The organism is Shewanella sp. ISTPL2 (genome assembly GCF_013283205.1).
Classification (GTDB): domain Bacteria; phylum Pseudomonadota; class Gammaproteobacteria; order Enterobacterales; family Shewanellaceae; genus Shewanella; species Shewanella oncorhynchi.
Genome location: NZ_JAAPAV010000001.1, coordinates 1,050,922 through 1,073,278, shown reverse-complemented (window position 1 = coordinate 1,073,278; position 22,357 = coordinate 1,050,922). Strand labels below are relative to the sequence as shown.

General features: G+C 46.0%; 21 protein-coding genes and 1 other RNA gene. 11 read left to right on the top strand and 11 right to left on the bottom strand.

Annotation, left to right across the window (positions count from 1 at the left end):
* Positions 1-3 precede the first annotated feature (3 nt).
* From HUB64_RS04815 to HUB64_RS04805, 3 genes are read left to right on the top strand one after another with little or no spacing between them, the layout of a single operon-like run.
* Entirely contained in the window at positions 4-693 is a 690-nt protein-coding gene (locus HUB64_RS04815) for a DUF2057 domain-containing protein (protein ID WP_028760450.1), read from the top strand.
* Positions 694-722: 29 nt separating this feature from the next.
* Positions 723-1,631 carry a histone deacetylase gene (locus HUB64_RS04810; RefSeq protein WP_173496510.1) on the top strand — a complete coding sequence of 303 codons (909 nt, stop codon included), beginning with the start codon at positions 723-725 and terminating at the stop codon, positions 1,629-1,631.
* A 33-nt stretch (positions 1,632-1,664) separates the two neighbouring features.
* Entirely contained in the window at positions 1,665-1,955 is a 291-nt protein-coding gene (locus HUB64_RS04805; RefSeq protein WP_028760452.1) for a late competence development ComFB family protein, read from the top strand.
* Between the two features lie 218 nt (positions 1,956-2,173).
* Here the strand turns inward: HUB64_RS04805 and ffs are convergent.
* From ffs to pspA, 8 genes are all read right to left on the bottom strand, one after another.
* Positions 2,174-2,271: signal recognition particle sRNA small type (gene ffs / locus HUB64_RS04800), an RNA gene on the bottom strand.
* 259 nt (positions 2,272-2,530) lie between these two features.
* Positions 2,531-2,893: a ComEA family DNA-binding protein gene (locus HUB64_RS04795; RefSeq protein WP_173496509.1), complete on the bottom strand. Its 363-nt coding sequence runs from the start codon at positions 2,891-2,893 to the stop codon at positions 2,531-2,533.
* A 226-nt stretch (positions 2,894-3,119) separates the two neighbouring features.
* Positions 3,120-4,313 (bottom strand): methionine gamma-lyase, encoded by a 1,194-nt coding sequence (gene megL, locus HUB64_RS04790; protein ID WP_173496508.1) that lies wholly within the window; start codon positions 4,311-4,313, stop codon positions 3,120-3,122.
* Positions 4,314-4,654: 341 nt separating this feature from the next.
* A complete protein-coding gene (locus HUB64_RS04785) occupies positions 4,655-5,875 on the bottom strand; it encodes a TIGR01620 family protein (RefSeq protein ID WP_173496507.1) in 1,221 nt (406 codons plus the stop codon).
* A complete protein-coding gene (locus HUB64_RS04780; RefSeq protein ID WP_173496506.1) occupies positions 5,872-7,332 on the bottom strand; it encodes a YcjX family protein in 1,461 nt (486 codons plus the stop codon). Before HUB64_RS04780 ends, HUB64_RS04785 begins: the two co-directional genes overlap by 4 nt.
* Positions 7,333-7,445: 113 nt before the next feature.
* Positions 7,446-7,832 carry an envelope stress response membrane protein PspC gene (pspC, locus tag HUB64_RS04775; RefSeq protein ID WP_028760457.1) on the bottom strand — a complete coding sequence of 129 codons (387 nt, stop codon included), beginning with the start codon at positions 7,830-7,832 and terminating at the stop codon, positions 7,446-7,448.
* A complete protein-coding gene (pspB, locus tag HUB64_RS04770) occupies positions 7,819-8,058 on the bottom strand; it encodes an envelope stress response membrane protein PspB (protein ID WP_006081138.1) in 240 nt (79 codons plus the stop codon). Before pspB ends, pspC begins: the two co-directional genes overlap by 14 nt.
* Before the next feature lie 17 nt (positions 8,059-8,075).
* Positions 8,076-8,759 (bottom strand): phage shock protein PspA, encoded by a 684-nt coding sequence (pspA, locus tag HUB64_RS04765; protein WP_028760458.1) that lies wholly within the window; start codon positions 8,757-8,759, stop codon positions 8,076-8,078.
* Between the two features lie 177 nt (positions 8,760-8,936).
* Here pspA and pspF point away from each other — a divergent pair, with 177 nt between their 5' ends.
* From pspF to HUB64_RS04725, 8 genes are all read left to right on the top strand, one after another.
* The gene (gene pspF / locus HUB64_RS04760; RefSeq protein WP_173496505.1) at positions 8,937-10,028 is read left to right on the top strand and encodes a phage shock protein operon transcriptional activator; all 1,092 of its coding nucleotides are present in this window, start codon (positions 8,937-8,939) and stop codon (positions 10,026-10,028) included.
* Positions 10,029-10,097: 69 nt separating this feature from the next.
* Positions 10,098-11,723 (top strand): ABC transporter substrate-binding protein, encoded by a 1,626-nt coding sequence (locus HUB64_RS04755; protein ID WP_173496504.1) that lies wholly within the window; start codon positions 10,098-10,100, stop codon positions 11,721-11,723.
* Entirely contained in the window at positions 11,723-12,754 is a 1,032-nt protein-coding gene (locus tag HUB64_RS04750; RefSeq protein WP_113938850.1) for an ABC transporter permease subunit, read from the top strand. Before HUB64_RS04755 ends, HUB64_RS04750 begins: the two co-directional genes overlap by 1 nt.
* Positions 12,741-13,631, top strand: coding sequence for an ABC transporter permease subunit (locus HUB64_RS04745; protein ID WP_105252931.1), 891 nt, complete (start codon positions 12,741-12,743; stop codon positions 13,629-13,631). The genes HUB64_RS04750 and HUB64_RS04745 overlap by 14 nt, the downstream gene beginning before the upstream one ends.
* Positions 13,632-13,634: 3 nt before the next feature.
* Positions 13,635-14,642 (top strand): oligopeptide/dipeptide ABC transporter ATP-binding protein, encoded by a 1,008-nt coding sequence (locus HUB64_RS04740; RefSeq protein WP_113938851.1) that lies wholly within the window; start codon positions 13,635-13,637, stop codon positions 14,640-14,642.
* Positions 14,623-15,408, top strand: a complete 786-nt coding sequence (locus HUB64_RS04735) for an ATP-binding cassette domain-containing protein (RefSeq protein WP_105252932.1) — start codon at positions 14,623-14,625, stop codon at positions 15,406-15,408. Before HUB64_RS04740 ends, HUB64_RS04735 begins: the two co-directional genes overlap by 20 nt.
* Before the next feature lie 105 nt (positions 15,409-15,513).
* Complete coding sequence (gene fabV / locus HUB64_RS04730) at positions 15,514-16,716, top strand: enoyl-ACP reductase FabV (RefSeq protein WP_105252933.1); 1,203 nt, start codon at positions 15,514-15,516, stop codon at positions 16,714-16,716.
* A gap of 138 nt (positions 16,717-16,854) precedes the next feature.
* Positions 16,855-17,067 (top strand): molybdopterin-binding protein, encoded by a 213-nt coding sequence (locus tag HUB64_RS04725; protein ID WP_006085368.1) that lies wholly within the window; start codon positions 16,855-16,857, stop codon positions 17,065-17,067.
* Between the two features lie 194 nt (positions 17,068-17,261).
* Here HUB64_RS04725 and HUB64_RS04720 read toward each other — a convergent pair whose 3' ends face one another.
* The 3 genes from HUB64_RS04720 to lon form a co-directional block, all read right to left on the bottom strand.
* A complete protein-coding gene (locus HUB64_RS04720; protein ID WP_173496503.1) occupies positions 17,262-19,127 on the bottom strand; it encodes a SurA N-terminal domain-containing protein in 1,866 nt (621 codons plus the stop codon).
* A 225-nt stretch (positions 19,128-19,352) separates the two neighbouring features.
* Positions 19,353-19,625, bottom strand: coding sequence for a nucleoid-associated protein HU-beta (gene hupB, locus HUB64_RS04715; RefSeq protein ID WP_006081127.1), 273 nt, complete (start codon positions 19,623-19,625; stop codon positions 19,353-19,355).
* 259 nt (positions 19,626-19,884) lie between these two features.
* Positions 19,885-22,242, bottom strand: a complete 2,358-nt coding sequence (gene lon, locus HUB64_RS04710; protein WP_105252934.1) for an endopeptidase La — start codon at positions 22,240-22,242, stop codon at positions 19,885-19,887.
* Between the last annotated feature and the right edge of the window lie 115 nt (positions 22,243-22,357).

The following is a 22,357-nucleotide window of genomic DNA, read 5'->3' as shown; positions in this document are numbered from 1 at the left end:
ACAATGAAATCACTTTTGCCAATTAGCAGCCTGCTAGTATTACTCGGATCTGCCTCAGCCTTCGCTGCAGATCTGAACATTCCTATGTCATTTGAGTACCTTGCTCTTGATGGTAAAAAAGTCGAGTCGAGCGTATTTAACCATAAAAGCAGCTTAGAATTGGCCCCCGGCACTCACAAAATCGCCATTCGTTATCATGAAATGGTAGAGGATGATTTTAGTGACAGCCAAACCTTTGTTAAGTCAGCACCTTTCATCGTTACTTTAGATGTTGATGGCGACCATCAATATTACCTGCAAGCGGCCGAAGGTGAAGTCGTTAAAAAGCCTAAAGTTTACGCGCAAAACCCACAAGTCAAATTAACCCGTAGTGACAAAGGCAGCGTCAATTACCAAGTGGTGAATACCAATTTAGAAGAAGAAAGCTTCGTCTCTCGCCTTTTCAGTGGTAATCAAGCCGTTGACGTATCCGGTACTGCCGCAGCAGCAACCGGTGCCGCTGGAGCAGTAGTAGCTGTTGCACCTGCCCCCGTGACAACATCGGCGACCGTTAACGCAACATCACTCACCGCCCCCGTAGACACCTCTAAAGCAGCAGGAGCCAACCCACAACAAATGTTGCAATACTGGTGGCTACAAGCGGATGAAAAAACCCGTAAAGAATTTATGAGCTGGGCAATTTCACAGCTATAACAACTTGCGATAACGAGGTTTAGTCAATATTGACTCTGATCCCACTGGTTTATCACGCCAGCTATTCCAAGCTGGCGCTTCCTCCCCATCACAGATTTCCCACCACTAAATACGCACATTTACGGCAGTACTTACTCGATAACCACATTGCCACGACTGCACAGTTCCACGCACCAACGGCCATGAATGCAGAAGATGTAATACAAGTGCATCAACGCGAATATGTAGAGCAATTTATCGCGGGTACCTTGCCAACAGCGGCGCTAAGACGGATTGGTTTCCCGTGGAGTGAAGCCTTAGTTGAGCGTACCTTGCATTCAGTAGCAGGCACCACACTCACAGCTTCATTAGCCATAAATCAGGGTATTGCCCTGCACCTCACGGGGGGCTACCATCACGCCCATTACAATTTTGGCAGCGGCTATTGTATTTTCAACGACCTTATCCTCGCGGCCAGAAATGCCATCGCAAGCCATCAAGTACACAAGGTACTGATTTTTGATTGCGATGTGCATCAAGGTGACGGCAGTGCAACCCTTAGCCACCAATATCAAGGGATCATCAGTTGCTCGATTCACTGCAAAGAGAATTTCCCGAGTCGTAAGCAGCATTCCCACCATGATATTGAGCTAACCAAAGGCAGCGACGACAATCTGTATCTCGAAACTGTGGAGCAGACACTCGCCCTCCTTATCCGAATCCATCAACCAGATCTGATTCTTTATGATGCTGGGGTCGATATTCATCAAAATGATGATCTTGGCTTGCTCAATATCAGCCAAGAAGGACTGTTCAGACGGGATTTAACTGTGTTATCAATGGCAAAATCGGAAAATATTCCAATTGCAGCCGTGATAGGCGGCGGCTACAGCAGAGACGCACTACAATTAAGCCAAAGACACAGCCAACTTTTTATTGCGGCAAATCATTTGTGGTAGCAAACTCAATGAAAACCGTCATGGAGCATAACAATGCAACTCGAAATCCGTAATTACTACGAAGTTCTTTTAATGGAAATATTGTCAGATGAAGGACTTATGGACGAACTTCCTGAGGACTATCTCGCCGACTTATGTTGCGTGACCTTAAATCAACTGCCTGTGCGCTACATACGCCACCTCGTCGATACTTACTTCTTTGAAGACTATAACGAGCTGCAGGAATTAAAGCGTGAGATCCAAACCGCACTCGAAAAGTCCCGCGCCTTTCTTAAACAAAATCTGCAAAAAAGATTACAGGAAGAAGCCGAAGCAAATCGCTAATCTTGCTAAGAGTTACTATTGAGAGCATTTTTAGCCGTTGCAGTGGCAAGAACAGAGGCAGGTAATAGATTATCTCATTGTGCAGAAATATTAATGCTATAAATGATTAACGGCAGAAAACGGAAATAGCCTGTAAGCTAAAATATTAAATAATATAAATTGAGTAGATATAGAGAAGTACAACGGAAATAAACAGAGGGACTGTTGAATTGGAGGTTCCCCTAGAGCCGACACCCCGGCACACGAGTCGCTTGCTGCGGTTGCTCCCTTCCGGGCCTGGCCGAGTTCACAAGTTATCATTGCGGGGGGACCCTAGGGTCACCATAACTTCGAACATTACTTTGAATGACATAAACCAAAGCATTGCTTGAACGCGAAGGATTATCCCCCATGGACCCTAAGGGATCAAGCGCTAATCGATAAGATCTCTTAATATCCCACCTAACTGCACAATCTATAAGCAAATGGAGTGATTGAAATGATAAAAGCCTGCAAATGCAGACTTTTATATATGTTTTACTGAATCTCTTATCATAAAAATCAGCAGGCTACAGCGCAATCATCGCCAAAGGTGGTTACAACTTGATCAAATGGCGATTTTGCTCAATTATCTTAGCCCCAACACCAGAGACATTCGCTAAGTCATCTATAGCATTGAACTTACCATTTTTAGTGCGATAGTCGACAATCGCTTGAGCCTTTGCGGCACCAATCCCTTTGAGTACGAGTAACTGCTCGGCTGAAGCGGTATTGATGTTGACTTGAGCGGCATCTGGCATAGCTTTCTTCACATCCGATGCCATTTCACCCGCTTCAGTTTTAGCCTGTACTTTCACGGCGGCCTTGGTTGGGGTTTCTGTTGCGATTGCTGGGCTTGCCAAAAAAGCCGTTAATGCTATGGCACTCATAAAAGCAGGTATACGATTTGTGGTTTTCATAACAATTCCTCTATTCCATGATTTGCGGCCTTTCGTCCTACTTCCGTGGCCTCAAATCAAAAATAGTCTAAGCTGTCCCGAAATACCAAATCGGCGTCATAAATATTCACTATCGCTAAACTTCTGTCTTCAGCTCAATGAGCCAGTGCTTGACTATGATAAAAAGATGCAAAAAGCATCCTTTTATCATTCAAATAGCTAACGGTCTTTAAAATAACAACATTCATTAAGCTAATCGAGCTAGCGCTTGGTTCAAGTCGGCGATGATGTCGTCACAATCTTCTAAACCAATAGAGATCCGCAGCAAATTATCACCAATCCCAGCGGCAGCCCTTGCCTCTGGCGTATAAGGTGAATGCGTCATCGATGCAGGATGTTGAATCAGGGATTCAGCATCACCTAGACTCACCGCAATTGAGAACAACTTTAGATATCCGACAAAGGCCATGGCTTCTTCTAAATTTGCCGCCAGTTCAAACGCGATAACACCACCAGCACGTTTCATCTGCTGGCCAATGAATTTATGCCCTTGATGAGATTTAAGCCCGGGGTAATACACACGTGTAATGCTTGGATGTTCCGCCAAAAACTCTGCCACGCGCTGGGCACTATCGCAATGGCGCTGCAAACGCACATCTAAGGTTTTAAGGCCGCGTAAGATCAGCCAAGCATCATGTGGCGATATCACAGCGCCAATATCCTTTAAAATTTCATACTTCACTTTATGGAGCTGTTCTTCACTGCCACACACTATCCCCGCAATCACATCGCCATGGCCATTCAGATATTTAGTCGCACTGTGGACCACCAAATCAATGCCAAAATCCAGCGGTCTCTGCAGTAATGGCGTCATGAAGGTATTGTCGACAATACTGACCAACTGATGACGTTTGGCAATATTCGCAATTGCAGCTAAATCAAATACCTGCAAATGCGGATTGACAGGGGTTTCACAGAAAATGACCTTAGTATTGGATTTGATCGCCGCTTCTATTTCTGTTACCGATGAAAAGTCCACTAGGGACACTTCAATACCAAAGCGAGCAAACTGAGTCGTCATTAGCGCATAAGTACAACCGTATACGGCATTCGACGCCACTAAGTGATCGCCCATCTGCAAATTAGCCAGCAATGCGGCGGATACTGCGCCCATACCAGAAGCAGTTGCGGCTGCGGCCTCTGCCCCTTCTAAAATCGCCATTTTACGTTCAAGCTCGGCAGTTGTCGGATTACCTAAACGCGTGTAAATATACCCCGACTCATTACCCGCAAATCGCTCACCACCTTGCTGTGCAGACTCAAACACAAAAGTCGCACTTTGGTAAAGCGGCGTCACTAAGGCACCAAAGGCCTCTCGCTCATGGCCGCCATGAATAACCTGTGTTGCCGCCTTCCACATCTTGCCTGACTCATCTTGCATACCTAGCTCCTTGTCATTGGCATTGAGCAGTTCCCGTTCTTGATTGATTGTTGGTGTGGAGCGCTCAATGCCCGCATTATGGATAATCTAATAGATAAGTTAATGAAACATTAGCCCTATCGAATAAGCCCTACCATAACGCGGCCAAGCACTTAAGCCAGTAGCATGACAAAAATAGCAGCGATCAAAGGTGTAATTAACTTGTTACATAGCACTTTTACGTCGCACTTCGTCATTCTCTTTATCTGCAAGAATCATAAAAAATGCGCCAAGGAACAAGTCCATTAGCGCATCTACTTTCGGCTATTTGAATCGTTTAATCATATGATATTCAATAGCATCTACTCTTTAGACTTATCTTTAGATGACCGCGATACCCTATCATCAACATCGGCGAACTGGCCTTTTAATGCGTCGCGGCCTTCCTTGGTAAACAGCTTGCCTGAAAACTGCTTAAGTTCGATCAACAATTCCTGATGCACTTTAGACAATTTAGGCCTTTGCTCCTCCCTAAACACAATCGGCCGACACAGCGCCATGGCTTGATATCCAAGGCGCGCCGTTAACATGCCGCCCCCTAAACCTTGGGCCAAGCGAGCAGATAATTTACCTGTCATTTCAACCGATAACAGCTGTGTCCCTAAATCAGTGACTAACTCACTAGTGCCCGCATAAATAATATTAATGATGATACTGCGGATAAGTTTAATCCGGCTCCAATAACCTAACTCAATGCCATAACAACGGGCCACATCGCGCAGCATACGTTGATTACGCCAGAGGATAATCGCCATATCGAGCACTGCTAACGGACTGGCCGCCAGTAGCACTGCCGACTCGGCAGCATATCTTCGCACGACTTTTTTGGCCAGTTCATCCCGCTCAGTCAGCACTAAGTCCTCGAATAACAATACTTTCTCGGCATCATTATGCTCATCTTTTAATGAACGGCGAAGTTGCTGCAACCCTTTGCTGTCGCCATAGTGGCAAACGATATTATCGATAAAGCTGTCTGCTTCACCCATTTGCATGCTCTGCGCTAGCCTTGCACCTGTTTCTTGAGTATCGGCGACCTGTTTGAGTCGCTTGAGCTTACGGTATTCACTGACTGCGCCCGCCAATGCCCACGCACTGACAACCCCAAGCACCACACCATAAAAACTGAACAACCAAGGGCTCTCAAGCCAAGCATCCCTCAGTCCTAATCCTGTTTGAACGACTACGAGCAGCAATAAACTCGCTACTGCCAGACGAGCGAGCCAAGACCAACGGCGTGATTTTACAAGTTGAGGCGATACCGATTTAGCATCGATCATTTTTGGATGGGATGACAGCGTTTCATCCATCAATTCCTCAATATCAGCAGCCACTTCTTGCACTGGCGTATGCGGATCAAAGGCTTTCGCCCCTTTGAGCTCCTCTTTGCTGGGTTTGAGCTCCACGACTTCTGGGTCAAACAGCTGCTGCTTTTTCAGCGGCTTATGTTCAACTGAGTGTGCAAATGAGTTCGCAGAAGAATTAGAAGCCTGCTTGTTAGCGTTATCCGATAGCTTTAGCGTCATTCCAACTTATCTCCCAGTAAGTACTGCAGCAAATGATCGAGACGAATATGGTCAAAATGCACTTGAGAAGGGTCAACATTGGCATTGCTCGGCGGCGCGAACCCAACAAAATTAAACCCTTGTTCACGCCAAAAATGCGCTTCAGGTAAGCGAGTGGGCACTTCGCCGGGAAACAAGGTCAGGGCTTTACCGTTGAGTCCCATCCCCTGCACGACTTCGACCTCACCCTCTTGAGTTGTCACCATGCCATGGCGAGTCGCCTTGATGGCGCTAATCGCCATCGTCTCCACTTTACAACCATCGAAACTGGCAAAATGCTGGCTGTGTTTCAACATATCGGTCAGCAGGGACAAAACATGGCTCTGCTGATCGCGAGTCACATGGTCAACCTTGCTCGCGGCAAACAACAAACGGTCGATGCGGGGGGCAAATAAACGTCGTAAATAACTCGATTGGCCAAACTGAAAGCTTTCCATAATGGCATTGAGCGCCGCGCCCATATCCTCAAATTGCTTTTTACCGCGATTCAACGCACTGAAACAATCGACGAGCACTAACTGCCGATCAAAACCGGCAAAGTGGTTTTTATAGAAAGGCTTAACCACTTTAGCCACGTATTCTTGATAGCGTTTTTCCAGTACATGGAATCCACTGTGTTTATCGCTTTGCGAAAGCTCAGCAAACTTTTCATCATTAACCAATAACAGGGGGAAAAAAGCCAATAAGGGAGCACCCTGCCATTCACCCGGCAATAACATGCGCCCAGGTTGCGCTTGGTAATAACCTTGCACGTGCACTAAATCATTGAGTAATAGCTGATATTGATCGGCAATTTGCTTTAATTGCTGTTCATCGGCGCTCGCGGCTAAATCCAATGATGTCAAAGATTGCTCAAACTCGGCATACAATGGAGAGCTTTTAAGATTCTCGATGCGAACTTGTTGAGCACGGCACCAAGTAACAAAGTCTTGGCGCAACATAGGTAAATCGAGTAACCATTCGCCAGGATAATCGACTATGTCCAAATACAAGGTGGCGGTATCAGAAAACTTGGCCAGTAAGCCCTTCTTAGGTTGGTATTTAATCGCCAATCGTAACTCAGAAATAGTACGGGTAGAGGCTGGCCAGGTCGCAGGTTCGGAAGTGAGCGCTAACATGGCGCCTTGATAATCAAAACTGGCGATTTCAAGATCCGGCTGCATGGCACGCTTAACACCGAGTAAACGCTGATCGCGGCTCACCTGCCACAGTGGCAAAGCACTGTTGTTGCGGGCGTGGGGTAAGGTTGAGACAGGTCCAGAATTGAGTAACTGATTGACTAACCCCGTGATAAACGCCGTTTTTCCCGCACCAGAAAGCCCCGTCACGGCCAAACGTAAATGCCGGTCCGCGGTGCGATGTAACAGGGATTGGCCCTTTTGGGTTAATTTATGGAGCGAGGCATCAAGCATTCCCATAGAGACTTCCCTTATGTCGAATGATGTTAACTTATGTCAAGTGATGTTGACTATACACTGGAATGGAGCAGAGATTAAGCAACAAGGGCGGACATGGCCGCCCTTTAGAAGGGTTACAAACTATTGATTTGTCTTTTTAAATCAAAGTTGTCAGAGGTGACATGGCGTTCTAAATTTTGTAGCCTGACTTCCAGACTTCGAAATTGACGACTCACGTCGCTTAGCGCTTGCTTTGCGGGTTCTCCCGACTGCCACGGCTTCTTCTTCACCTCGATATCGTCTCTATCGTAATGCTTTTGCGGCTTGATGTCTAAAATCACCCACAAAGCGACATAGATGATAAATACCACACCTGAGCCGCCGAGTAAGAAGATAGACACAGTCAGCACTCGCACTAACCAAGTTTCAATCGCAAAGTACTCGGCAATCCCTGCACATACACCCGCTATTTTGCCTGACTGGGGAATGCGGTACAAAGTACGGCCATTAGATCCTCTCATGTTTCCCCCTCCATTCGGGCGATTCTGTATCCAGAATGGCCTCTAAGGTCTCGATACGCGCCGCCATTTTATCGGCCTTGGATATCAAATCATTGAGTTGTGAAAACTCTTCCTCAGTGAGTCCCTGGCTCACTTGTCGCTTACTGCGATAATGAAGAACTAACCATATTGGCGCGACTATCACCATGAAAATAATAATCGGCGCCATTAGCACGTCCATATCCATAACTCACCTCTGAATTGTTATTCTTTTGACTTAATTGGCGCTTTACCTTTTACCTTGGCTTTGAGCGCTGCCAGTTCTGCATTCACAGAATCTTCCGCTTCTAGCGCCGCAAACTCATCGGCTAAGGTCTTCTTGCTGCCAAGATCGTAAGATTCAACTTGGGCTTCTAAGCCTTCGACACGGCGCTCATATTGCTCAAACTTGAGCATAGCATTGTCGATCTTGCTTGAATCTAGCTGCTTTTTCACTTCTAAGCGTGATGACGCTGTTTGAGTGCGCAAAATAATGGTCTTTTGACGCGCTTTTGCATCGAGCAGCTTTTCTTGCAACATGCCCACTTCATCTTTCAAGCGTGCGATATGTTCATCGATGACGGCTAACTCTTGATTCAGCGTATCTGCTAAACCGGTCGCTTTTTGTTTTTCAACTAAAGCGGCTTTCGCTAAGTCTTCACGGTCTTTGGACAGTGCCAGTTCAGCCTTATCTTGCCAATCTTGCACTTGCTCTAACACGCGGTTGATACGACGTTGCAGCTCTTTCTTTTCAGCTAACACTTTAGCTGAGGTAGAACGCACTTCAACGAGTGTGTCTTCCATTTCTTGGATAATCAGTCGAACCATTTTTTCTGGGTCTTCGGCTTTATCCAGCAATGCGCTGATATTAGAGTTAATGATATCGGCGAAACGAGAGAAAATTCCCATAATCCTATCCTCAAATTGATGTTGGTCTCGTACAAGGTAATACACTAACCGTGCCAACTTTTACTTCTTATTTAAATACAGCAACTTAAACAAAATATTAACTTTTACTTCCTTTTACGCTTCAAGCCACTTATTATCATTTTCACCAAATTTTAGCGCGAAAGACTAAAAAATATCGTGGATAATAAATTTCAGCAAGACAACCTCATCGGTCAATCCAACGCCCTACTCGAAGTGTTAGAACATGTGTCGCAAATAGCGCCTCTGTCTAAACCCGTACTGATTATTGGTGAACGTGGTACAGGTAAAGAGCTTATTGCCGAACGCTTACATTATCTGTCTAAGCGCTGGGATCAAAGTTTTATTAAGCTAAACTGTTCATCTTTGAGTGAAAATTTACTCGAGAGTGAATTATTTGGCCATGAGTCAGGAGCCTTTACTGGCGCCAAAGGCAAACACGAAGGCCGCTTTGAGCGCGCCGACGGCGGCACCTTATTCCTCGACGAATTAGCCAACACCTCAGGACTTATCCAAGAAAAGCTCCTGCGCGTCATTGAATATGGCGAATTTGAGCGGGTCGGCGGCAGTAAAACCGTGCAGGCTGATGTTCGTTTAATCTGCGCCGCCAACGAAGATTTACCATCACTTGCTGACGCAGGCGAATTTCGTGCCGACTTGCTCGATAGACTCGCCTTCGATGTAATTACTCTGCCACCACTGCGTTGCCGCCCAGAAGACATCATGACGCTGGCGGAATATTTCGCCGTTGGCATGGCGCGCCAATTAAAGCTGCAGCTGTTCAGCGGTTTCAGCGCCCATGCGGTCGAGCAATTAATGACCCATGACTGGCCGGGTAATATCCGTGAACTTAAAAACGTGGTCGAGCGCAGCGTTTACCGTAATGGTGGTGAAAATAGACCCATCGATCATATTACCCTCGATCCCTTTGCTTCACCGTATCGGCCTAAAACTCGGATCAAGACCCGCGAACGTCAAATCACCTCAGTCGCGCCAACAACTGTTGCCAGTACGCCACAATCTGCGCCGACATTTGAGGCTGAAGTGCAAGTCAATACTGAGTGTTCAACGAATTGCTTTAATTTTCCGCTGGATTTTAAAGAGCAAACTGAGAAGTACGAAATGGATCTGATCCAGCAGGCACTCTCAAACAGCCAATATAACCAAAAGAAAACCGCCGACATGCTCGGATTAAGCTACCACCAACTGCGTGGCATCCTTAAAAAGTACAATTTACTTGATAAAGCATAAGCAGATTGCTCACGGGGGAGATGCACTGCTAAAATAGCCGTTCATAGTCGATAAAATAATGATTTATAAATGAGTGTGCTAATTAGACGCCTGTGCCTAACAACTGCAGTTTCTTGCATGAGTTGGTTGTTGGTCGCGTGTGGCCCCCAACGACTCCCTTCTGGTTTGGTGTATTGCTCCGAAGGGAACCCTGAGTCTTTCAATCCACAATTGGTGACATCTGGCACGACAATCGATGCCACCTCGCATCAAATTTATAGTCGCCTAGTGGATTATGACACCCAGTCAGGCAAGCTTGTCCCTGCCTTGGCGACGAGTTGGGCCATGTCCGATGATGGCTTAAGCTATCGCTTCACTCTCAGGGAAAACGTGCAGTTCCAGCATTCAAAGCGTTTTTACCCAACTCGCCCCTTTAATGCCGACGATGTGTTGTTCTCCTTTAATCGTATTATCGATACCCAGCATCCTTATCATTTTGTCTCCCGCACGGGTTATCCCTTCTTCCAAAGTATTGGCTTTTCTCAGCAAGTTAAAGGGATAGAGAAGATAAACGATCATGAAGTGGTCTTTTACTTAACCCGCAAAGACGCTTCTTTTTTGTCAAATTTAGCCACCGACTTTGCGGTGATCTTATCCAATGAATACGCGCAGCAGCAGTTAGCTTTAGGTCATCCTGAAAACGTCGACCACTTTGCCATTGGTACAGGACCGTTCACCTTAGTGCAATACGCTAAAAACGAATATATCCGCTATCGCCGTAATCCCGATTTTTGGGGAGAGCCAGCAAAAATTGATATGTTGGTATTTGATATCACGCCCAAAAGTACAGTTAGGCTCGCTAAGCTTATCGCAGGGGATTGCAGCGTTTCTGCGCTGCCCAAAGCAGGTGAACTGCCTGTTATCAAACAGCATCAAGAATTAAACATCGAATCACAACCAGGGCTTAACGTAGCATTTTGGGCCTTTAATACGCAAAAGCCACCGTTAGATGATGTTCGCGTACGTCGCGCACTTGCCTATGCTGTTGATAAACAAAATATCCTGCGAGCGGTTTATCAAAATACTGCCATTGAAGCCACCGGCGTTCTACCTCCGGCATCATGGGCCTACGAAAATAACAAAGGACTTGTCGATTACAATCCGCAAAAAGCACGCGACTTATTAAAAGAAGCTGGTATAAAAAATCTCAGCATCAATATTTGGGCCATACCGGTTGCCCGCGCTTATAACCCCAATTCGTTGAAAACGGCCGAATTAATTCAATCCGATCTAGCAAACATCGGCGTAAAAGTGAATATCGTCAGTTACGATTGGAGCGTATTTAATCAGAGACTGAGCCGCGACGACTATGATTCTGTGCTGATTGGCTGGAATGCTGATAACAGCGATCCCGATAACTTTTTTAATCCGCTGCTGAGCTGCGCAGCAATGCAATCAAACAACAATCGTTCTCGCTGGTGTAACCCTGAGTTTGATGCCATCTTAAACAGCGCAAGGGAAGTATCAGATCAAGCTGAACGTAAAGTGATTTATCAACAAGCAGAAGCCTTTTTAGCTGAACAAGTACCTATGCTGAGTCTGGCCCATGCCAAACGTGTAGCGTTAACTCGCAGTGATATCAAGGATATGCAGCTTACGCCTTTTGGTGGGATTTCCTTCACCCATACTAGCCAAGCACCAAAGGAGGCGAATTAATGTTTACATACCTACTGCGTCGCCTCAATCTGTTCCTCGCCACCTCTTTAGTGATGATTGGTGTATTATTTTACGCTACAGGCTTGTTTCCGGTTGAGCGCACCTATGCACTCACTGGCATACATACACCGACGGCAAGCCAACTGGTTCAAATAGAACAGGACTACAAATTAGATAAAAACCAAGCGTGGCAATTTATCGCTTACCTACAACAAAGGCTTAGCGGTAATTTAGGGATTTCAGTCACGTCACATCAAGAAGTCGCCGAAGAACTCAGTGCCGTCCTACCCGCCTCCTTCGAACTTGCTGTGATGGCGGGCATTATCGCAATTTGCTTGGGCGTGCCCTTGGGCGTGCTCGCCTCCCAGAGTCAACATAAGCTCACCCAAAATACCATTATGGCGATTACCCTAACGGGCTACTCTGTACCCGTATTCTGGTTAGGCCTTTATCTTTCGCTTTGGTTTGGCGTCGATCTTGGTTGGTTACCAATTTCGGGACAAATCAATTTGCTCTATGAAATCAAGCCCGTCACTGGCTTTATGCTAGTGGATACCTTGTTGTCAGAGTCTGAATACGGCATGTCGGCATTTAAAGATGCCCTGCTGCATATCATTTTGCCTGCCACAACACTGGCCGTGTTACCTTTTACTGTAGTGGTTCGTAGCACCCGTTCGGCAATGGTGAATGTGATGAATCAAACCTTCATTCGCGCCGCCGAAGCCAGAGGCATGCATACTGGCACGATTATACTGCGCCACGCCCTGCCCAATGCGCTGATCCCCGTACTTAAACATTTAGGGCTAATGCTTGGCTCATTTGCCAGTTATGCCATAGTGGTTGAAATGATTTTCTCTTGGCCTGGTGTAGGATCTTGGCTAGTTTCAGGGATTTACCAACGGGACTATACTGTTATCCAAGGTGGGATTTTGGCCGTGGCCCTATTGATTATCTTCCTAAGTATCTTGATTGAAGTGCTGCACACAGCCTTTAATCCACTGAGCAGAAAAGACCTTTATGCCACCAGTTAAAATTTATCAAGAAGATCAAATAGCCTCTCCGACTATGCGGGTTTGGATTAACTTTTCGGCTAATCCTTTCGCCTTAGCGGGTCTATGGACGATTGCATTTCTGCTCTTGCTAACCCTGTTTGGCCCTATGATTGCGCCCTTCCCACCAGAGGCACAAGATCCAAGAGCCTTGCTATTGCCACCCTCTTGGGACCCTTCAGGCACAGTGGCGCACTTTTTAGGGACTGACGATCTCGGCCGCGATATTTTCAGCCGATTATTACACGGCGCGCACTTGACCTTTGGCATGGCGCTGCTGATCGTCGTTACCGCATTATTCACAGGCTTTATCATAGGGTCGTTGTCGGGCATGATGCGGGGCTTAAAATCCAGTATTCTCGGTCATTTGCTCGATGCGCTGTTATCGATTCCTTCATTATTAATGGCCATTTTAGTGGTCGCTGTAATGGGACCAGGGCTTGAAAACGTGTTCTGGGCGGTCGGGATTGCCTTAACCCCACAATTTGTGCGCTCCATACACCAGTCAGTGCATGAAGAATTACAAAAAGAATATGTCACAGCCGCGCGTTTAGACGGCGCTAACTCGATGCAAATTTTTTGGTATGTCATTATGCCAAACGTGTGGGAAGTGGTGATTATTCAAACCACACTTGCCATTTCAGCTGCTATTTTAGATATCGCTGCACTGGGTTTTTTAAGCTTGGGCGCACAGGCGCCGAGTCCAGAATGGGGCGCTATGGTCGCCCAAGGGATGGATAATTTACTAACTGCACCTTGGGCCGTAACTATCCCAGGCTTAGCGATTCTTTTCAGTGTGCTTTCCATTAACTTGGTTGGCGATGGCCTACGGTCGGCGCTTGCGCCCATCAGAAACTAACTTATGCCCTTACTCGACGTACGAAATCTAACGATTGAACTCGATACGCCCCACGGTAGAGTGCGGGCGCTAGAAAAAGTCAGCTTAACGCTCAATGCCGGCGAAATTCATGGGCTAGTGGGTGAATCAGGCTCTGGGCGAAGTTTGTTAGCCAGAGCGATTTTAGGCATCCCCGGCCCTAACTGGACTATCACAGCAGACCGCATGATGTGGGATGGCAATAACTTGATGGCCATGAGCTCAAAAGAGCGCCGTAATCTGATGGGTTCAGACATGGCAATGATCTTCCAAGATCCGTCTGGCAGCTTAGATCCAGCACAAACCGTTGGCAGTCAGTTAATGCAAGCTATGCCTAAAAATCCCAACGCCTATTTTTGGCAACGGCGCAGGCATGCAAGACTTACAGCACAGAAATGGCTGCATAAAGTCGGGATCAAGAATCCGCGGCAGGTGATGTCTAGCTACGCATGGGAATTATCCGAAGGCGAATGCCAAAAGGTGATGATTGCGATGGCGGTTGCTAACCAGCCTCGCCTCTTGATTGCAGACGAACCCACAAGCTCGATGGAGCTCAGCACTCAGGCGCAAATTTTCAGATTATTATCCCAATTAAATCAATTACAAAACGTATCGATTCTATTGATCAGCCACGAGCTGGAAACCTTAGCCCAATGGTGCGATCACTTATCCGTGCTCTATTGCGGTCAAGTCATGGAATCTGGGCCGACGGACGAAGTGATTAAGCAGCCTTATCATCCTTACACTAAGGCGTTACTCGAAAATATGCCCGACTATTCAGGCTCAGGTGGTCACAAGGCGATTATGCCTACCCTACCGGGTTCTGCGCCCGCCTTACAGCATTTGCCTATTGGTTGTCGTTTAGGGCCACGCTGCCCTGAAGCACAAAAAAAATGCGTTAATCAGCCAAATTTGAGTCATATCAAAGACCGCTATTTTGCCTGTCATTTCCCTTATCACGGCGAAACCCATAATGACGACCCCACTGCTTAAAGTTAATGACCTTTATAAAAGATATGATACTGGTTATAAGGGCTTTTCCCGCCAATATAACGATGCATTAGCGCCCGTATCCTTTGAACTCGAACGCGGTGAAACCTTAGCGATCGTAGGTGAGGCGGGTTCAGGTAAAAGTACCCTCGCCCGCATTTTAGTCGGTGCAGAGCCCCGCAGCGGTGGTGAGATATTTTTCGAAGGTGAAGCCTTAGACAGCCGCAATGTGAAGCAAAGATGCCGCTTAATTCGGATGATTTTCCAAGATCCGAATACTTCACTGAACCCGCGCCTAACGATTGGTCAATTACTCGATGAGCCGCTGCGTTTCAACACCCAAATGTCAGCGCAATCGCGGCACACCCAAGTGGTCGATACCTTACGAAAAGTAGGTTTATTACCTGAGCATGCGGAGTTTTATCCGCACATGATTTCCGAAGGGCAAAAACAACGAGTCGCAGTAGCACGAGCCTTAATGCTCAATCCTAAAATTATCATTGCCGATGAAGCCTTAACCGCTCTGGACCTTTCGGTGCGTTCGCAAATTCTTAATTTGCTGTTAAAACTGCAAAAAGATCTCGGCTTGTCTTATATCTTCGTGTCCCATAATCTCAATATTATTCGCCATGTCAGCGATAAAATTATGGTACTGCACAAAGGTGTAATGGTTGAAAAAGCTGATACAGAACAAATATTTAATTCACCAAAACATGAATACACCCAGAGGTTGGTCCAAGAGCAGAGTCTGTTTGTTCACAAACGCTAAACTGCTCCAACCACTTAAATAATCAGGTGAATTGGCTAAAAATAGGTGCCATTTACCCGCCGAAATATTTATCCTATTGGTCATTTTGATAGAAGAAGCTTAAATATGATTATCAAACCAAAAATTCGTGGATTCATTTGTACCACTACACACCCTGTCGGTTGTGAAGTAAACGTTCAAGAACAAATCACCTTAACTAAAGCAAAAGGCAAGATCGCTAACGGCCCGAAAAAGGTATTAGTAGTCGGTTCATCAAGTGGCTATGGTCTGTCTTCACGTATCGCAGCCGCTTTTGGTAGCGATGCCGCAACGATTGGCGTGTTCTTCGAAAAGCCAGGTACTGAAGCGAAACCGGGTACTGCAGGTTGGTACAACTCTGCCGCTTTCGACAAATTTGCTAAAGCGGAAGGTTTATATTCTAAAAGCATTAACGGCGATGCCTTTAGCCATGAAGCTAAACAAAAAGTCATCGAGCTTATCAAGCAAGATCTTGGTGAAATTGACATGGTTGTTTACTCACTGGCATCACCAGTGCGCAAACTCCCTGATTCAGGTGAGCTTATCCGATCAGCTTTAAAACCCATTGGCGAAACTTACACAGCAACTGCCGTTGATACCAATAAAGACTGCATCATTGAAGCCACCGTTGAGCCAGCAACTGAGCAAGAAATTGCCGATACTGTCACTGTTATGGGCGGCGAAGATTGGGAACTGTGGATCAAAGCCTTATCTGAAGCCGGTGTATTAGCCGATAACTGCAAAACCGTAGCCTATAGCTATATAGGTACAGAACTGACGTGGCCAATTTACTGGCACGGCGCCCTTGGCAAGGCCAAGATGGATCTGGACCGCGCAGCAAAAGCGTTAAATGAACAACTGTCAGCCACTGGCGGCAGCGCAAATGTTGCAGTGCTAAAGAGCGTTGTGACTCAAGCGAGTTCGGCCATTCCTGTCATGCCTTTATATATCGCTATGGTATTTAAGAAAATGCGTCAGGAAGGTCTCCATGAAGGTTGTATGGAGCAAATCTATCGCTTATTCAGTGAGCGTCTATTCCGTGCCGATGGTGCAAAACCTGAGACCGACAGTGATAATCGCTTACGTTTAGATGACTGGGAACTGCGTGAAGATATTCAGCAACACTGTCGTAATTTGTGGCCACAAGTGACCACAGAAAACTTATCAGAATTGACTGATTACCGTGAATACAAAGCTGAATTTATTAAGTTATTTGGTTTTGGTATCGAAGGCATTGATTACGATGCCGACGTTAACCCATACGTTGAATTTGACGTTATCGAACTCTAATCAACTCGATAGCGAATCACTGCTTATCACAAACGTTAAACGCCACTTTTTAGTGGCGTTTTTATTTATAACTCCCAAATTAAGATGCGCTACACTAGCTGCAGTTGACCCCTAATAATCCCTCAATAAGGAAAATCAATGAAAATTAGCGCAAGAAACACCCTCAGCGGTACAATCAAATCCATAGAAATGGGCGCTGTAAACAATGAAGTGACAATCGAACTTGCACCCGGTGTCGTACTGACCTCTGTGGTGACTAAAGCTTCCTGTGAGCGCCTAGGGCTCAAAGTGGGTGATTCGGCTTATGCCCTCATCAAAGCCAGCAGCGTAATGATTGGCGTTGATGATTAACCATTCAATTCAGTAACGTGGCGATTGAAGTAATGGAATATGGAGTCTGACAGTGTTGCTATAGCAGATATCCTTCGAACTTCATAGGTAAACTTTATCGAATTAAAAAAACAAAAAGGCCAAGTGAACTCACTTGGCCTTTTCTATTTAATCAGTCGGATAGTAAATTTAATAACTCGCTATCATCACTGAAATTATTCTTCTACAGGGTAAAGCACCTTGGCATTGGCTTTAAGCGAATCGATCAAGCCACGGTAGTCTGCTTCACTGTATTGTGCGTTCAGACGTTGTTTAAGTGCATTAACTAGCTCATCACTCACACCTTCTGCAGCGTTGACTTTATCCAGTGCAACCACAGCATAACCGTTTGCTAAACCAACGGTATCGACAACAGGAGTTGTACTTGGTGTTGGCATTTGAAACGCTTTGCCTACAATCGCAGCATCAACATCTTGCGCGCCACGGCCTAGTTTCGCTTTAGACACTAAACCAAGATCAGTTGCACCCGCTTTAACTTGTGCCATCAGTTCCTGTGCTTTTGCACGGGCGGCTTCGTTTGCTTGGTCTTGCTTCAAGCGCTCAGTGATGTTGGCTTTCACTTCAGCTAAGGCCAAAGTACCCGCATCATGATGTTCTTTCACTCGGATAACAACCACATGGTTAGGTTCAAGCTCAATCACTTCACTGTTTAAACCTTTCAGCATCACAGTTTCAGAGAAGGCAGCTTTAACTAAGTCAGGCTTGTTTAGCTCAGCAGGTGCGTTATCGCGAGAAAACAGTGCTGTAGTCTTAACATCAACGCCAACAGCTTTTGCGGTTTCAGATAGTGTATCTGGCACTTCATAGCTGGTATCCGCTAATTTACTTTGTAAGCTATAGAACTGGTCAACCGCTTTCTTATCTTGCAATTGAGCCACTATCTTAGCTTTCACATCAGCAAACGGTACAGTCGCGCCAGATTGCACATCTAATAGCTTGATAATGTGGAAACCAAAGTCTGTTTTAACCACCGCAGAATGTTGGCCTTTATTTAATGCAAATAAAGCGGCATCAAATGCGGGGTCCATTACACCAGGTTCAAACCAATCCAGTTTACCGCCCTGCTCTGCACTCAAAGTATCATCAGAGTTAGCTTTAGCCAGATCAGCAAAATCGGCACCGCTATCTAATTGCTTAGCGAGATCTTCAGCCTTGGCTTTTGCTGCCGCTTCATCGTTACCTGGCATAACCAAAATATGCGCGGCAAGACGCTTCTCGTTAGAAACATATTGTGCTTTATGTTCTTCGTAATACGTTTGTGCTTCATCATCAGAAACTGGATTATTTTTAGCAAAATCAGCAGCATTCAGTTCAACATATTCTAAGCTCACCATCTCAGGGCTCATAAACTGCCCTTGGTTTGCGTCGTAATAGTTTTTCACTTGCTCGTCAGTCACAACCGCTGTCGCTAAGAATGGTGCAGAATCGACAATAACATAGCGCACATCACGGGTTTGGCCTTGTAACTCAGCCAATTGCTTAGCTTCACCAGGTAACACGAATTCAGTACCCACAAGGGCCGCAGTTAACTGACGACGGGTCATATCGACACGCATCATGTCTCTGAAAGTCTGTGGCTGATAACCTAACTGACGCAGAATCGCCTGATAACGATCGTTATCAAATTTGCCATCAGTTTGAAATGCCGGTTCAGCTCTCATTGCAGCAATAATTTGCTCGTCAGATACACGTAGACCCATAGCCTTAGCAGCTTGATCTATCAACTTGTCAGCCACTAAGCGTTCTAATACGCTCTGCTTAATGCTTTGTAAGTATTTTTCGTCAGCGGATAACGCAGCAAACATTTCACCTAGCTGTTGCTCCATGCGAGAGCGCTCGCTCTGGTACGCCTGCTCTAGCTCGGCTTTAGTGATCTTGTCACCGTTCACTTCTGCCGCAGGCACATCAGTTGTTGAACCTAAGTAACTACTGACTCCTGCAAATGCAAAAGATAAAATCACAAGTACGAGAATGCCTTTAGCAATCACGCCTTGCGAACCATCGCGGATCTTTTCTAACATCAGATTTCTCGCTTGTTGCGATTAACAAAATAAAAAGGCGCATCAGGTTGAGATGCGCCTTTCTGTAATTTATGGGGAATATTCAGACGCTACCACTGGTAAATTCTAAAACCCCGAGTAATGGTAGAAATTAAGCTTCATATTCCATTACTTTCAATTCGTAAAAAGCACTGATAAACAGTGCTTGTCATTACGAACGCCTTACAAAGGCTACGATATTAATGATTAATTAACAGCGTCTTTCAGTGCTTTACCAGCTTTGAATGCAGGAATTTTAGCTGCTGCGATTTTGATTTCTTCACCCGTTTGTGGGTTGCGACCAGTACGCTCAGCGCGTTCACGCACTTCAAAAGTACCAAAACCAACAAGAGAAATTTTATCACCTTCTTTCAGACCTTCGGTCACAGCAGCGATAAAAGAATCCAGTGCTCGGCCAGCAGCGGCTTTAGAAATGTCAGCACCAGATGCGATTTTCTCGATTAGTTCAGATTTGTTCATGTCATCCCCTTGAATGTAATTTTTTTGCGCCGCAACCAAATCCGTCTCTAGAGCGGTCTGCGGAGGCTTTTATAACAAGCTTGAATTCAAAGTTCAAGCTGAGTTCGAAAACCAAAGAATTAAAACTGGATACAGCTCAAAGCCAGTTGCGCCAAGGGCTTGGAGCAGCTGGCTCTCCACAGACCTAGGCTACCACAGGTCTGCGCTTTGTTAAGCCCCTTTTTTCATTTTTTTTAACGTGATAGCGCAATTTCTTGCGTTATGCCAAGTTTTTAACCACTTCGAAGCCTTCCACCGGCCTTTCTAGTGCCAGTTTTAACACTTCATCGACCCAACGCACGGGACGAATTTCTAAATCGGCAATCACATTGGCAGGAATTTCTTCCAAATCGCGCTCATTTTCTTTTGGAATAAGCACCAATTTTATGCCGCCGCGGTGAGCTGCTAGCAGTTTTTCTTTCAAACCACCGATAGGTAACACTTCACCACGTAAGGTTATTTCACCTGTCATGGCCACATCAGCACGCACGGGGTTACCCGTTAAGCTTGATACTAACGCGGTACACATTGCCGCACCTGCAGATGGACCATCTTTGGGTGTCGCACCTTCTGGCACATGCACGTGGATATCACGCTTCTCGTAGAAATCAGCATTGATACCTAATTGTTCCGCACGGGCGCGAACAACTGTCATCGCTGCTTGAATCGACTCTTGCATCACGTCGCCAAGGGAACCGGTATAGGTTAACTTCCCTTTACCAGGCACTGAAGTTGCTTCAATCGTCAGTAAGTCACCGCCCACTTGAGTCCAAGCTAAGCCAGTCACTTGACCGATTTGGTTCTTAGACTCGGCTTTGCCGTAATCAAAGCGCTGCACGCCAAGGAAAGACTTAAGATTCTCTTGGTTGACAGTCACAGACTTGACTGACTTATCGAGCAAAATCATTTTCACGACTTTACGGCAAATCTTAGACAATTCACGCTCGAGTGAACGCACACCCGCTTCACGGGTGTAATAACGGATAATGCCAACGATAGCACTATCATCTACTTTAATTTCAGTGGCTTTTAAACCATTGCGCTCGATTTGCTTATTCAGCAAATGTTGCTTAGCAATATTCAGTTTCTCGTCTTCGGTGTAACCCGATAAACGAATGACTTCCATACGGTCCAGTAGTGGCCCAGGAATATCCATAGAGTTTGACGTTGCAACAAACATCACATCGGATAGGTCGTAATCGACTTCGAGGTAATGATCGTTAAAGGTCGCATTTTGCTCAGGATCTAACACTTCTAATAAAGCAGAAGCCGGATCTCCGCGCATATCAGAACTCATCTTGTCGATTTCATCGAGCAAGAATAACGGGTTTTTCACGCCGACTTTAGCCATCTTTTGAATGACTTTACCTGGCATAGACCCAATGTAAGTACGGCGATGACCACGGATTTCCGCTTCATCACGCACGCCACCGAGGGCTACACGCACATACTTACGACCGGTCGCCTTAGCGATCGATTGACCTAGCGAGGTTTTACCCACACCTGGTGGCCCCACTAAACACAGGATTGGCCCTTTAAGCTGACGCACTCGGCTTTGGACTGCCAAATATTCCAAGATACGTTCTTTGACTTTTTCAAGACCAAAATGATCGGTGTCGAGTACTTCTTGGGCTTTGGCTAAATCACGTTTGATTTTAGAGCGCTGGCTCCAAGGCACCGCTGTCATCCAATCGACATAACTGCGAACAACCGTCGCTTCAGCCGACATTGGTGACATCATGCGTAACTTGTTAAGCTCGGCGAGGGCTTTCTCTTTCGCCTCAGCGGGCATGTTAGCCTCTTCAATCTTACGATTTAAGGCTTCAAATTCGTCATGGCCTTCATCTAGGTCACCCAGTTCTTTCTGGATGGCTTTCATCTGTTCGTTCAGATAGTACTCACGCTGACTCTTTTCCATCTGTTTTTTAACGCGAGTCCGGATACGTTTCTCAACCTGTAATAGGTCGATCTCCGATTCCATCATCGCCATTAGATATTCCAGACGTTCGCCGACGTTGACCATCTCAAGCACAGATTGCTTATCTTCAAGCTTAAGTGGCATGTGTGCGGCCATAGTATCGGCCAGACGCGCCGCTTCATCGATACCCGATAAAGAGGTCAAGACTTCTGGCGGGATCTTTTTGTTCAGCTTGATATAACCTTCAAACTGACCAATAGCACTGCGCACTAACACTTCTTCTTCTTTGTCTTCCAGCGGTTCTGATTCCAGATACTCAGCCTTAGCCACAAAAAATTCTGTTTCTTGGGTATAACGGGTAATACGGGCGCGACGACCGCCTTCAACCAGCACTTTGACTGTACCGTCTGGCAGCTTAAGTAACTGTAAAATAGAGGCAACCGTACCCACTTCGAAGATGTCATCTTTTGATGGTTCATCGAGTTCGGCATCACGCTGCGCCACTAAAATAATTTGCTTATCCTGCGCCATTGCCGTTTCGAGACATCGAATAGATTTTTCTCGTCCGACAAATAACGGAATTACCATATGGGGATAGACCACCACATCTCGCAGTGGCAGCACGGGGAGTTCGATATGCGCTTCACGCTCTTGGGTCATAGTTCGATTCCGTTTTGGTGAAATGGATTAATACTGGAGTATATTGGGACGCTTTATGGAGTTTCAATGGCTAATACGAAAAAAGGAGTCCATTGGACTCCTTGTTTTTCAGTTT

What these genes read in the sequence shown, in the direction of transcription:
- HUB64_RS04805 (WP_028760452.1), top strand. Translation starts at nt 1,665, where the DNA reads ATGCAACTCGAAATCCGTAATTACTACGAAGTTCTTTTAATGGAAATA.
- HUB64_RS04745 (WP_105252931.1), top strand. Translation starts at nt 12,741, where the DNA reads ATGCCACCAGTTAAAATTTATCAAGAAGATCAAATAGCCTCTCCGACT.
- megL (WP_173496508.1), bottom strand. Translation starts at nt 4,313, where the DNA reads ATGCAAGATGAGTCAGGCAAGATGTGGAAGGCGGCAACACAGGTTATT.
- HUB64_RS04755 (WP_173496504.1), top strand. Translation starts at nt 10,098, where the DNA reads ATGAGTGTGCTAATTAGACGCCTGTGCCTAACAACTGCAGTTTCTTGC.
- lon (WP_105252934.1), bottom strand. Translation starts at nt 22,242, where the DNA reads ATGACCCAAGAGCGTGAAGCGCATATCGAACTCCCCGTGCTGCCACTG.
- HUB64_RS04735 (WP_105252932.1), top strand. Translation starts at nt 14,623, where the DNA reads ATGACGACCCCACTGCTTAAAGTTAATGACCTTTATAAAAGATATGAT.
- fabV (WP_105252933.1), top strand. Translation starts at nt 15,514, where the DNA reads ATGATTATCAAACCAAAAATTCGTGGATTCATTTGTACCACTACACAC.
- HUB64_RS04795 (WP_173496509.1), bottom strand. Translation starts at nt 2,893, where the DNA reads ATGAAAACCACAAATCGTATACCTGCTTTTATGAGTGCCATAGCATTA.
- HUB64_RS04740 (WP_113938851.1), top strand. Translation starts at nt 13,635, where the DNA reads ATGCCCTTACTCGACGTACGAAATCTAACGATTGAACTCGATACGCCC.
- pspA (WP_028760458.1), bottom strand. Translation starts at nt 8,759, where the DNA reads ATGGGAATTTTCTCTCGTTTCGCCGATATCATTAACTCTAATATCAGC.
- HUB64_RS04785 (WP_173496507.1), bottom strand. Translation starts at nt 5,875, where the DNA reads ATGACGCTAAAGCTATCGGATAACGCTAACAAGCAGGCTTCTAATTCT.
- HUB64_RS04720 (WP_173496503.1), bottom strand. Translation starts at nt 19,127, where the DNA reads ATGTTAGAAAAGATCCGCGATGGTTCGCAAGGCGTGATTGCTAAAGGC.
- HUB64_RS04725 (WP_006085368.1), top strand. Translation starts at nt 16,855, where the DNA reads ATGAAAATTAGCGCAAGAAACACCCTCAGCGGTACAATCAAATCCATA.
- hupB (WP_006081127.1), bottom strand. Translation starts at nt 19,625, where the DNA reads ATGAACAAATCTGAACTAATCGAGAAAATCGCATCTGGTGCTGACATT.
- pspB (WP_006081138.1), bottom strand. Translation starts at nt 8,058, where the DNA reads ATGGATATGGACGTGCTAATGGCGCCGATTATTATTTTCATGGTGATA.
- HUB64_RS04780 (WP_173496506.1), bottom strand. Translation starts at nt 7,332, where the DNA reads ATGGGAATGCTTGATGCCTCGCTCCATAAATTAACCCAAAAGGGCCAA.
- pspC (WP_028760457.1), bottom strand. Translation starts at nt 7,832, where the DNA reads ATGAGAGGATCTAATGGCCGTACTTTGTACCGCATTCCCCAGTCAGGC.
- HUB64_RS04750 (WP_113938850.1), top strand. Translation starts at nt 11,723, where the DNA reads ATGTTTACATACCTACTGCGTCGCCTCAATCTGTTCCTCGCCACCTCT.
- HUB64_RS04815 (WP_028760450.1), top strand. Translation starts at nt 4, where the DNA reads ATGAAATCACTTTTGCCAATTAGCAGCCTGCTAGTATTACTCGGATCT.